Source organism: Pragia fontium DSM 5563 = ATCC 49100 (assembly GCF_900112475.1).
Classification (GTDB): Bacteria; Pseudomonadota; Gammaproteobacteria; order Enterobacterales; family Enterobacteriaceae; genus Pragia; species Pragia fontium.
Window position 1 is genome coordinate 144,923 of record NZ_FOLW01000002.1, and the last position, 11,793, is coordinate 156,715.

Sequence of the window (11,793 nt, forward strand, 5' to 3'; positions counted from 1 at the left end):
GTCTCAGCTAGCTAATTAACCTAACGAAGACCTAGGCTCTGTTTTATTTCCGGCTGATGACAAGAGTTTTAATGGTTCTTTTCTGTCGCTATCGGGGCAAACGTTGCGGAGGTCAAACGGCACAGGTCGGCCGGATTCAGTTCGATATCCAGTCCGCGTTTACCACCGGAGACATACATGGTTGTAAAACCTTCTGCACCGGCATCAATCACCGTCGGCAACTTTTTTTTCTGTCCCAGTGGGCTAATACCGCCAACCAGATAACCGGTAACTCGTTGGGCCAGCATAGGATCGGCCATGTCTACTTTTTTGGCTGACAGGGCTTTAGCCATTTTCTTTAAGTCCAGCATACTGGCAACCGGTACGATCGCTACCGCTAAATGTTTACTGTCGCCATTAATACTTACCAGCAAGGTTTTATAAACACGTTCGGCTTCAAATCCCAGTTTTTTAACGGCTTCATCACCAAAATTTGTCTCATGAGGATCGTGGTCATAAGCGTGCAGAACATAGTCTACTTTTTGTTGTTTTAACAGTCTGACTGCCGGCGTCATAGCGAGTACCTTTAAATCGATAATTGTTATTGTATTATTCCATTATCATAACGCGTTGTTGCTTGATTTTCTTTCAGTAATTCGAGGAGATTGCTTTCGCCAAACAGGTGAAGTGCACCGACAACCACCACATAGTTACCTTTCGGTAAAGCCTGTAACTGGGTTGCCCAAAGGCGATTACGATTAGCGATCATCAACTGATAAAGGTCACCGCTCATGCCATAAGGAAGCGTTAGGTTTCTTTCTATAGGCCGCTGACTTAGCCACCATTTCACCATGATTTTTAATAACCGGTCGTTGTCTTGCCAGTGTTCCAGTGAATCTTTGAGCAGGGGAATGCCGTTATCGGGTATTTGTTGTAGCAAAGCGATTTGTTTATCGGCGCCTTCCAGTTCGATAATGGGAACAGCGGCTTTATTGGCTGCCTGTAATACTTGGTAATCAATGCCATATTCGCTTTTCAGGCCAGCTATATTGGCTTGCGTTGCCTGTAACACTAACGCAGCGTGCCAGCCGGGTTTCGTTGCGATGGTGTCAATATCTAATCCCAGTTCATCCAAACGTTGAATAAGCTGTTGGTATTCCTCTGTGGTGAGCCGCTGAGAAATATCGGGTAAGTTATCCGGGGTTTCAAAGGAAACAGGTTTGGAAATATCCACCTCTACAATCAGTGCATCGGCTTTTTTCAGGCGTTTAAGCAGATCGGCAGAGAAGGGCGCCATCTCTCGGGTACCCATATGAATACTGCCGACCAAATGCAACTGGCTACCGTTTTCGGTAACAAAATCATAGGCCGGATAGGCGCAGACTAAGGGAGGGGCGAATCCCAGAAAAATAGCGAGTTTTTTGAGTATATTGCTCATGAGACTCCGGTAAGTGAGGGGGATGTTGGAATAATCGCCGTTAAATTGAACAGAGTCAAATTGATGAGGTGAACTAAATGGTGATATCTTTTTATTGAGCGCTGGAATTTAGCCGACAGCTGAGAGAGGGAAAACGTCCAGCTCAGAGGCTGGACGTTGGTGCTGTTTTGCTGTCCCGTTAGGGGGATATTTATGCAATAAGGTGAATAATCGAATCAACGATCGTTCATTTGCTACTGCTTGGGTTTAAATCGCAATAGCCGGTTAGCATTGCCCACAACGGTAATGGATGATAATGCCATGGCTGCACCTGCCACCACCGGGCTCAGCAACGTACCAGTCAGTGGATAAAGTATGCCAGCAGCAATAGGGATACCCAGCGAGTTATAAATAAAGGCACCCAGCAGGTTTTGTTTCATATTGCTTAGCGTGGCTTTAGACAGCTCCAAAGCATCCGCTACGCCGTTCAGACTGTGACGCATCAGCGTAATCGCTGCGGTTTCAATAGCAATATCGCTGCCGCCACCCATGGCTATGCCAACATCAGCGCAGGCCAGAGCAGGGGCATCGTTAATGCCGTCGCCCACCATCGCCACCTTATGACCGGCGTTTTGCAACTGCTTGATGGCATCGGCTTTACCATCCGGCAGCACACCAGCAATGACTTTATCGATACCCGCTTCTTTAGCGATTGCCTTGGCGGTGATTGGGTTATCGCCGGTTAACATCACTAATTGATAACCTTGGTTATGCAGCCGCTTCAGTGCTTGAACGCTATCGCTACGTAGAGGATCGCGAATAGCCAGTACGGCGATCAGTTGGCCATTAGCCGCCAGTAGAACAGGCGTCGCGCCTTGCTCAGCCTCTTCGCGAATCGTCGATATTGTCATCGAAGTGTCTACTCGTTGTTCGGCCATCAGCCGTTCGTTACCGAGTAATAAGGTGGTACCGTTCACGGTGCCGCTAACGCCTAAGCCGCGCAAGGTGCGAAACTCACTAACGTCCGGCAGATTTAAGCCTTCGGCTTTCGCCATGATAGCGTGAGCCAGAGGATGGCTAGCCCCTCGCTCCAATGCCGCGGCCCATTCTACGATCTGCGTTTCTGTTGCCTGATTAAAGGTGTGAATCGCAGTAACCTGTGGTTTACCTTCAGTCAGAGTACCTGTTTTATCGAAGATGACCGTATCGATGCCATTGGCTTGCTGTAATGCATCCGCATCACGCACCAGAACCCCCAGTTCGGCCGCTCGACCAACGCCGGAGATAATCGACATCGGTGTTGCTAATCCAAGGGCGCAAGGACAGGCAATAATCAAGACGGTGGTGACAATAACCAGCGTATACACTAACTGAGGCTGAGGCCCGATTAGATACCAGATAAGCCCACTTATTAAGGCGATAGCCACCACCACTGGAACGAAGATAGCGGAAATGCGGTCGGCCATACGTCCGATCTCTGGTTTGCTGCTTTGTGCCTGACGTACCAGCTTGATAATCCGCGCTAGCGTGGTTTGATTACCAATGGCACCAGCACGGAACAGGGCACTACCATCCTGAACGACGGTACCAGCATGCAGCGGAGCTGCTACCGATTTTTGCTGAGGCATCGCCTCACCAGTAAGCATGGCTTCGTCCATCCAGACTTCACCTTGGGTGATTTCACCATCAACCGGCACGCGATCACCGGTAGTTAAGCGAACGATCATGCCGACCTGAACTTCCGATAGCGGAATGATTTGTTCGCCGTCTTCCGTTACCACTTTGGCCGTTGGTGGTGTTAAATCCAGTAAGCGCTCCAGCGCCTTAGATGAACGCTGGCGAGCCCGCTGCTCTAACGCATGGCCTAAGTTAATCAGACCGATAATCATGGCGCTGGCTTCAAAGTAGATATGGCGAGCCGCCATAGGGAAAATATCCGGCCAAATTGACACGCTCATTGAGTAGATCCACGCGGCACCGGTACCCAAGGCAATCAAGGTATCCATGGTGGCGCTGCGGTTCATCAGACTACGCCAGGCGTTGGTATAGAAATGTCCTCCGGCGGCTATCATTACCGCCAGCGTGACCAGACCCACAATAATCCAGTAAGGTTGGTTATCGGCGGTTACCATCATGGTGCCGCCAAACACTCCCCACAGCATTAACGGTACACCGAGTGCCAGCGCCAGAGCGGATTGCCAACGGAACTGTCGAATGCTCTGACGTGAGGTTTCATGTTGTCTGGCGCGGCGCTGTTCTTCATCCTGAATGATTTCAGCCCCGTATCCGGCTTTGGTCACTGCACCGATCAGATCCGCCTGCTGCGGGTGACCAAATACCATGGCGCTACGCTCGGCCAGATTAACGCGTGCCTGTTCAACCCCCGGCACGCTTTCCAGTGCTTTCTGCACTTTATTGACGCAACTGGCACAGCTCATACCGCTGAGCAGCAGTTGAACGCTGTCATCACTATCGTCTGGCTGAACCGTTGGCGCTTGCTCGACCGATGCGATAACTGGAGAGATATTTTCTGCCGCTGTCAGTGGCTCCGGTGTTTCTGATGGTGACAGCGGCTCAGTTTTTGGGTGAGGGAGGCCATCGGCTAAAGTAGCTTCATAGCCTGCTTGAGTTACCGCATCGATCAGACTTTGAACTGATACGCTGCCTGTTACTGTAGCGCTATCAATAGTGACATCTACCTGTTCTACACCGGGAACGCTTTCCAACGCTTTTTTAGTGTTGCCCACGCAATGATTGCAGGTTAAACCTGAGAGGTGCAGTTTATATTCATTATTATTAGCCAGAGTAGCTTCATAACCCGCTTGTTGAACCGCATCAATGAGTGCCTGTGCGGATGCCGTACCGTAGACCCGTGCTTTATCCAATGAGACTTCGGCAGCAAACACCCTTTCGACGGCTTCCAGTGCTGTGGTGGTACTTCCGGTACAGTGACCGCAGGACAAGCCGGACAGATTCAAGGTTACGTCCGCCGTTGCCAGTTTGGCTTGATAACCCGCCTGTTCAACGGCAGCCATTAAATCGGCATCGTTGACTTCGCTAACTACTTTGGCATGAGTCACATTAACGTTTGATGACTGAACGCCGGGTAGGGCATCCAGCGCTTTTTTAACTCGGCCAGCACAACCCATACAGGTCAGGCCGGTTAACTGTAGGATAGTGGTGTGTTGCATAATAGGCTCCTGAATATTGACTCAGATTTATGTTTAAATCGTTGGCTCTGATAGCTGTAATGGAGTTTAAACCTTCCAGCAACAGGAAGGTCAAGGCAAGATTGATATTTAGTTGGTGGCGTTAATCAATATACTGATTAATCAGCTGTTAATTGTTTTTGTGGCACTAAATTTATTATCAGATGTATTTTTAGTTTTAGGTTAATCATCAAATCGAAGCATTCATTGATCTTTTCCTTCTATCGCCTCTCTCATGCATCATCCATGCGCATATGCTTTTTTATTATTTGTTATGTCTATCGATTCTTTAATCTAAATAAACCAACGGGATACTCTTAGTCATAATAATTCTAAAGGATCTGCATATTATGTCTGAGAAGGTTATATCTATGCCCATTTTACCTTTGTCGCAGGAGCAATTGGCACATTTAAAGGCCGCGACCGCTGGTTTGGATTCGGTACAGATTGCCTGGGTGTCCGGCTATTTATGGGGGCTAACCAGCCAGAATACATCTGAAATATCCATTACGGCGGAGGGATCAGCATCAGCCTCTGCATCTGTTCGTCCAATAACGGTGCTATCCGCTTCTCAAACTGGTAACGCCCGACGTCTGGCGGTTCAGTTACGTGATGATTTAGTACATGCCGGTTTATCAGCCACGCTGGTAAACGCTGGCGACTATAAATTCAAACAGATCGATCAGGAAAGACAGCTGATTATTGTGGCATCAACTCAGGGGGAAGGGGATGCGCCAGAAGAAGCAATCGCCTTATATAAATATCTATTCTCGAAAAAAGCCCCGGCATTAAACCAGACTCAGTTTGCCATTTTTGGTCTGGGAGATACCTCCTATGAACATTTTTGCCAGACGGGTAAAGATTTTGATCATCGCTTGGCTGAGTTGGGGGCGATCCGCCTGTTAGACCGAGTCGATGCTGATGTGGATTACCAGCCGCTGGCTGAACAGTGGCGGCAAAAAGTCGTTGAGCGTCTGAAAGCTGAAGTTGCTGTTTCATTACCGTCATCCATTGCTCATGCGGCAATTACCGATGCAACCGAGACAAAATACAGTAAAGAGCAACCGTTGATTGCTTCTTTATCCGTGAACCAGAAAATTACCTCACGAAGTTCAGACCGAGACGTTCGCCATATCGAAATCGATTTGGGCAATTCAGGACTCAGCTATCAACCCGGAGATGCGCTTGGGGTGTGGTTTCAGAACGATGCTGAATTGATTGAACTGTTATTGACCGAACTAGGCTTGTCTGGCGATGAACAGGTTGAAGTGCACGGTAAAATAGAGCCTTTGCGGGATGCATTGAAATTCCATTATGAGCTGACGCAAAACACCGCGGCTATTGTCGAGTTTTATGCTAACCACACCGGCGATGCCCGTCTGACAGAACTATTAAGCGATAAAGCTGGCTTGCAGGCCTACGCTCACCACACGCCTATCGTGGATATGGTGCGGCGTAACCCCGCTAAGTTGGACGCTCAAACGCTATTAAGCATGCTACGCCCAATAACGCCGCGATTGTATTCCATTGCTTCATCTCAGGAAGAAGTGGGTAATGAAGCTCATCTTACCGTTGCTGTTGTGCGTTATGAGGTGGATGGTCAGGCGCGTACCGGTGGTGCTTCAGGTTATCTGGCCGACAGGCTAGAGGAAGAGGGGGATATTGCGGTATTTGTTGAACGTAACCCGAATTTTCGCCTGCCGGATAATCCGCAAACGCCGGTAATTATGATCGGCCCCGGCACAGGTATCGCGCCGTTCCGTGGGTTTATGCAGCAGCGGGAAGCGACGGGCGCTACCGGTAAAAACTGGTTGGTGTTTGGTAATCCTCATTTTACCTCTGACTTTCTCTATCAGGTTGAGTGGCAGCGCTATGCTAAAAGTGGCTTGTTAGACCGTATCGATTTGGCTTGGTCGCGCGATTTAGAACATAAGGTCTATGTACAGGATAAGCTGCGGGAAAACGGCAGCGAACTATGGCAGTGGATTCAGAGTGGTGCGCATCTCTATGTATGCGGTGATGCAAACCGTATGGCGAAAGATGTTGAACGTGCATTACTGGATGTTGTGTCAACGCATGGGGCAATGACCCCAGAGCAGGCCGACGAGTATTTAAGTGAATTGCGCCTCGAGAAGCGCTATCAGCGGGATGTTTACTAATGAGCAATCAACCGACACAAGCAGCGGAAGTTAAATTTTCCGATAATGAAAGAATGAAGCGCGAGAGTGATTTTCTACGCGGGACGATTGCCGAAGATCTGAAAGACGGTCTGACCGGCGGGTTTCGCGGTGATAACTTTCAGCTGATTCGTTTTCACGGCATGTATCAGCAGGATGACCGTGATTTACGTACTGAAAGAGCGGAGCAGAAGCTAGAGCCGCTGGTGAATGTGATGCTGCGCTGTCGTTTGCCAGGCGGCATTATTACCCCTCAACAGTGGCTAGGGATTGATAAGTTTGCCGAGGAAGATACCTTATACGGCAGCATTCGCCTGACCACTCGTCAAACCTTTCAGTTTCACGGTGTCTTAAAGAACGATATTAAACCGATGCACCAATTGCTGAATCGGCTGGGGCTGGACTCTATCGCCACCGCCGGTGACGTTAATCGTAATGTGCTATGTACCTCTAACCCGGTGGAGTCTGAACTGCATCAACAGGCGTACGAGTGGGCTAAAAAAATCTCTGAGCATCTGTTGCCGAAAACCCGTGCTTATGCGGAAATTTGGCTGGATGGGGAAAAGCTGGAGACCACCGATGTTGAGCCGATTTTAGGGGCGACTTACTTACCGCGTAAATTTAAAACCGCCGTGGTTATTCCGCCGGATAATGATGTTGATTTACACGCCAATGACCTCTGTTTTGTTGCCGTTGGAGAAAACGGACAATTAGTTGGTTTTAACGTATTGGTAGGCGGTGGGTTAGCGATGACCCACGGCGATAAGCTGACTTATCCTCGCAAAGCCTCTGAATTTGGCTATATTCCGCTGGAACATACTCTGGCCGTTGCCGAGGCGGTTGTGGCGACTCAGCGTGACTGGGGCAATCGCTCTGAACGTAAAAATGCTAAAACCAAATATACGCTGGAACGATTTGGGGTTGAGGCATTTAAACAGGAAGTGGAAAAACGTGCCGCGATTACTTTTTTACCCATTGTTCCTTATACCTTTACCCGCCGTGGTGACTATATTGGTTGGGTAAAAGGCATTGATAAACAATGGCACCTGACGTTGTTTATTGAGAACGGTCGTTTGTTGGATTATCCCGGTAGACCGCTAAAAACCGGCATGGCTGAGATTGCTAAAGTACATAAAGGGGATTTTCGTTTGACCGCCAATCAGAATCTGATTGTCGCCGGGGTTGCCGATGAAGATAAAGCACAGATAGAAGCTTTGGCACGCCAGTACGGTTTAATCAGCGATGGCGTCAGCGAACAGCGTAAAAACTCCATGGCCTGCGTCTCTTTTCCTACTTGTCCGTTGGCGATGGCGGAAGCTGAACGCTTTTTACCGGATTTTATTACCCAGATTGAGCAGGTGATGACTCGGCATCAGGTGGCAGAGGAACATATTATTCTGCGGGTTACCGGTTGCCCGAATGGTTGCGGCCGGGCGATGTTGGCGGAAGTCGGGTTAGTAGGTAAAGCGCCTGACCGTTATAACCTGCATCTGGGCGGTAACCGTGAGGGTACGCGTATTCCACGTATGTATCGGGAGAATATTACCTCAGCGGAAATTCTGTCTGAACTGGACAGTTTAATTGGCCGTTGGGCAATTGAGCGTCAGGAACAGGAAGGATTTGGTGACTATGTTATTCGCGCCGATATTATTAAACCGGTGATAGATTCCGCTCGGGACTTCTACGATTAAGGGGTAACCATGTCCAATTTTGACTTAACAAAATTGAATGCGCTGACGGCTGAAGAGCAAAAGGCTGAACTGGCATCAGTGAATCGGCATTTGGAATCGCTGTCTGCGAATCTGCGTGTGATATGGGGGCTGGAGAATTTACCGGAAAATCAGGTTCTGTCTTCCAGCTTTGGCATTCAGGCGGCGGTTTGTCTGCATTTAGTCAACCGCCAGCGACCCGGGATTCCGGTGATTTTAACCGACACGGGCTATCTGTTTCCGGAGACCTATCAGTTTATTGATAGCCTGACTGAACAACTTGGCTTAAATCTTAAGGTTTATCGTTCCCCTTATTCGCCAAACTGGCAGGAAGCGCGCTACGGCAAATTATGGGAACAGGGCGTTGACGGTATTGAACGTTATAATCAATTGAATAAAGTCGAGCCGATGAATCGGGCATTGGCCGAATTGGGGGCTCAAACCTGGTTTGCTGGTCTACGCCGTGAACAGTCCGGTAGCCGCGCGGCCTTGCCGGTGTTAGCGATTCAGCGAGGCGTTTTTAAGCTGTTGCCGATTATCGACTGGGACAATCGACAGGTTTACCAGTATCTGACGGAGAATGGTCTAAGCTACCATCCTTTGTGGGAACAGGGGTATTTGTCGGTAGGGGACACTCATACGACCCGCAAATGGCAGCCGGGCATGAGTGAAGAAGAGACGCGTTTTTTTGGATTGAAGCGGGAATGTGGGTTGCATGAGGGATAATGTTGCGGACTATTTCGCATATTTATTCAATGAGATAGATTGTTGGATAATTATCGGTTAGCGTCGTTTCATTATTTCAATTCGATCTAAAGGATATTCCAAACGCTATGGATAAAATAATGGCAGCTTTACATCTTCGTCTGAATCAACCATGCTATATGTCATTAGCACGTGTGATTCACAAGGGTGAGAATATGTCAGTAACCCATGCCAAAACAACTAAAAAGACAGTGAGTGTCACTTTAGATCCCGATTTATATCAACGGGCTCGCGATATGGGCATTAACCTCTCAGCATTATTAACTCAGGCCGTTGAGCAGCAATTGCAGGCGGCATCAAGGGCTCAGTGGCAACGAGATAATCAGCAGGCAATGGAAGAGCTCAATCGTATTACTGAACGGTGTGGGCTGCTCTCTGATGAATATCGAGCGTTTTAACGATGCAATATGCCGTTTATCGTCATGCTGGAAACAGTAAAGATTATCCCTATTTATTGAATATACAGAGCGACTTAATTGGTGCGCTTAATACTCGGTTAGTCATTCCACTTTTTCCACTAAATCGATTTACAGGAAACAGACCGCAACATCTGTGTCCTGTACTCCACATTGAAAATAGTGATTTTTTAGTGATGACCCATGAAATGGCCAGCGTAAGACAAACGATGCTTGGTGAAGTTGTTTGTCACGTTGATCATCACAGGGACGAGATTAAAGCGGCGATTGATTTTTTAATTGATGGCTTTTGATTGTTCAGGGTAAATTTTAAATTAATCTGTCTATCGTCCTAATGCTTGTCAGTTAAGCTTAATGACAGCGCTCAATATAAAGGTCAAAAGAAAGGTCAAAAGATAAAACTTACCGATCGCATTTTCTTAACTGACTGGCATTAGTCTATCGTCCGCCTTTTCGGCGTAAATATTCAATCATTTCGTTTAATAAATGGCTGAGCGTTTTGCCCGTTATCACCGTTTTTCGGCAAAATAAGCCATAAGAAGCGGTGACGTGCGCTAAATACAGGCTTTTCCTTCTTTCTATTCCATTCAGCTATATCAAATTCCTTTTCATCATTTCATTCGTTATCAGTGAGTCACTATAGTCAGGTTATTACTTTGTTAATTGCCTGAAGGTTAACGTGGACTATTTACCGATATTTGCTGATTTAAAACATCGCCCAGTGCTGGTTGTTGGCGGCGGAGAGATAGCCGCTCGTAAAATCGGGCTCTTACTCAGTGCTGGAGCAGAGGTATTTGTGGTAGCAAAATCTCTCGGCAATGAAGTGAGCCAATGGCACTTAACGCAGCGCATTCACTGGCTGGCTCAGTCGTTTGAGGTTAGCCAGCTTGATGACATTTTCCTGGTGGTTGCCGCGACCAATGATTCCACGCTAAATGCCAGAGTCTTTCAAGCAGCCAATCAGCGCCGTCGGTTAATCAATATTGTCGATGATCCGGCGCGTTGTTCATTTATTTTCCCTTCAATTATCGACCGTTCACCGTTGGTGGTAGCGGTGTCATCTGGTGGTAAAGCGCCGGTATTAGCCCGTTTACTGCGTGAGAAGTTGGAGGCGTTACTGCCCACCAGTTTAGGTAAAGTGGCACAGATTGCCGGTAACTGGCGCGGTCAGGTTAAGCAACATTTGAAAACGCTGGGTGAACGGCGTGGTTTCTGGGAGCGGGTTTTCACCGGACGTTTTGCGGCTTTAGTGGCGGCCAATCGCATTGATGATGCCGAGAAAGAATTAGAGCAGCAGCTTTATCACGCTGATGAACGTACCGGTGATGTCACGCTGGTCGGCGCGGGGCCGGGGGATGCTGGGCTATTAACATTGCGCGGTTTACAGGCTATTCAGCAGGCCGATGTGGTATTGCATGATGCGCTGGTAACTGAGGAGATTCTTGAACTGGTACGCCGCGATGCTCAGCTTATCAGCGTAGGTAAACGTGCAGGAGCGCATTCTGTTGCTCAAGAGGAAACCAATCGACTGTTGGTTGAATTAGCGCAGCAGGGTAAGAAAGTGGTGAGGCTAAAAGGCGGCGATCCGTTTATTTTCGGTCGGGGCGGTGAAGAACTGGAAGTTTTGGCTGACGCCGGTATTCCTTTTCAAGTCGTGCCGGGAATTACCGCCGCGGCAGGGGTGACGGCTTATGCAGGTATTCCACTCACTCATCGCGATCGGGCACAAAGTGTGACTTTTATCACTGGTCACTGTAAACCGGGAACGGATGGCCTTAACTGGTCACAGTTAGCGCAGGGTCATCAAACGCTGGCAATTTATATGGGCACGGTGAAAGCCAGTGAAATTCAACAGCAGTTAATACGCCATGGGCGAGCAGCATCAACGCCGATTGCGGTGATTGGTCGTGGGACTCGTGCCGATCAACAGGTGTTAAGTGGCACATTACAGCAATTAGATGAGTTGGCTAAACAGGCTCCGACACCAGCATTGCTGGTGATTGGCGAAGTGGCTGCATTACATCACAAGCTTAAGTGGTTTGGTGAATCGGTATCACAAACACCGCAGGATAACCTGACGCTATGGCCGTCAGTGGTCAATCTGGCCTGATGGCCCTTAGA

At 48.4% G+C, this 11,793-nt stretch carries 9 protein-coding genes; 6 read left to right on the forward strand and 3 right to left on the reverse strand.

The annotated features are described in order from the left end of the window. Nucleotides 1-68 precede the first annotated feature (68 nt). The 3 genes from ybaK to copA all read right to left on the reverse strand — a co-directional run bounded on the left by ybaK (nucleotide 69) and on the right by copA (nucleotide 4,587). Nucleotides 69-554 (reverse strand): Cys-tRNA(Pro)/Cys-tRNA(Cys) deacylase YbaK, encoded by a 486-nt coding sequence (gene ybaK / locus BMZ28_RS03750; RefSeq protein ID WP_074820787.1) that lies wholly within the window; start codon nucleotides 552-554, stop codon nucleotides 69-71. 26 nt (nucleotides 555-580) lie between these two features. Then, the gene (locus BMZ28_RS03755; RefSeq protein ID WP_074820789.1) at nucleotides 581-1,417 is read right to left on the reverse strand and encodes a TraB/GumN family protein; all 837 of its coding nucleotides are present in this window, start codon (nucleotides 1,415-1,417) and stop codon (nucleotides 581-583) included. A 233-nt stretch (nucleotides 1,418-1,650) separates the two neighbouring features. Then, nucleotides 1,651-4,587, reverse strand: coding sequence for a copper-exporting P-type ATPase CopA (gene copA, locus BMZ28_RS03760; RefSeq protein WP_074820792.1), 2,937 nt, complete (start codon nucleotides 4,585-4,587; stop codon nucleotides 1,651-1,653). Nucleotides 4,588-4,955: 368 nt separating this feature from the next. Between copA and cysJ the strand changes: the two genes are divergently transcribed. The 6 genes from cysJ to cysG all read left to right on the forward strand — a co-directional run bounded on the left by cysJ (nucleotide 4,956) and on the right by cysG (nucleotide 11,782). Next, the gene (gene cysJ / locus BMZ28_RS03765) at nucleotides 4,956-6,764 is read left to right on the forward strand and encodes an NADPH-dependent assimilatory sulfite reductase flavoprotein subunit (protein WP_074820794.1); all 1,809 of its coding nucleotides are present in this window, start codon (nucleotides 4,956-4,958) and stop codon (nucleotides 6,762-6,764) included. Continuing rightward, complete coding sequence (gene cysI / locus BMZ28_RS03770; protein WP_074820797.1) at nucleotides 6,764-8,473, forward strand: assimilatory sulfite reductase (NADPH) hemoprotein subunit; 1,710 nt, start codon at nucleotides 6,764-6,766, stop codon at nucleotides 8,471-8,473. The genes cysJ and cysI overlap by 1 nt, the downstream gene beginning before the upstream one ends. A 9-nt stretch (nucleotides 8,474-8,482) precedes the next feature. Further along, nucleotides 8,483-9,217, forward strand: a complete 735-nt coding sequence (locus BMZ28_RS03775) for a phosphoadenylyl-sulfate reductase (protein ID WP_074820799.1) — start codon at nucleotides 8,483-8,485, stop codon at nucleotides 9,215-9,217. 119 nt (nucleotides 9,218-9,336) lie between these two features. Beyond that, nucleotides 9,337-9,654 carry a type II toxin-antitoxin system CcdA family antitoxin gene (locus BMZ28_RS03780; protein ID WP_373876060.1) on the forward strand — a complete coding sequence of 106 codons (318 nt, stop codon included), beginning with the start codon at nucleotides 9,337-9,339 and terminating at the stop codon, nucleotides 9,652-9,654. 2 nt (nucleotides 9,655-9,656) lie between these two features. Continuing rightward, a complete protein-coding gene (locus BMZ28_RS03785) occupies nucleotides 9,657-9,965 on the forward strand; it encodes a CcdB family protein (protein WP_074820802.1) in 309 nt (102 codons plus the stop codon). A gap of 386 nt (nucleotides 9,966-10,351) precedes the next feature. Further along, on the forward strand, nucleotides 10,352-11,782 hold the full coding sequence (gene cysG, locus BMZ28_RS03790) for a siroheme synthase CysG (RefSeq protein WP_074820806.1): 1,431 nt from the start codon (nucleotides 10,352-10,354) through the stop codon (nucleotides 11,780-11,782). Nucleotides 11,783-11,793 lie beyond the last annotated feature (11 nt).

Bases quoted from the DNA above. Each gene is read 5' to 3' on its own strand.
- ybaK (WP_074820787.1), bottom strand. From the start codon at position 554: ATGACGCCGGCAGTCAGACTGTTAAAACAACAAAAAGTAGACTATGTT.
- BMZ28_RS03755 (WP_074820789.1), bottom strand. From the start codon at position 1,417: ATGAGCAATATACTCAAAAAACTCGCTATTTTTCTGGGATTCGCCCCT.
- copA (WP_074820792.1), bottom strand. From the start codon at position 4,587: ATGCAACACACCACTATCCTACAGTTAACCGGCCTGACCTGTATGGGT.
- cysJ (WP_074820794.1), top strand. From the start codon at position 4,956: ATGTCTGAGAAGGTTATATCTATGCCCATTTTACCTTTGTCGCAGGAG.
- cysI (WP_074820797.1), top strand. From the start codon at position 6,764: ATGAGCAATCAACCGACACAAGCAGCGGAAGTTAAATTTTCCGATAAT.
- BMZ28_RS03775 (WP_074820799.1), top strand. From the start codon at position 8,483: ATGTCCAATTTTGACTTAACAAAATTGAATGCGCTGACGGCTGAAGAG.
- BMZ28_RS03780 (WP_373876060.1), top strand. From the start codon at position 9,337: ATGGCAGCTTTACATCTTCGTCTGAATCAACCATGCTATATGTCATTA.
- BMZ28_RS03785 (WP_074820802.1), top strand. From the start codon at position 9,657: ATGCAATATGCCGTTTATCGTCATGCTGGAAACAGTAAAGATTATCCC.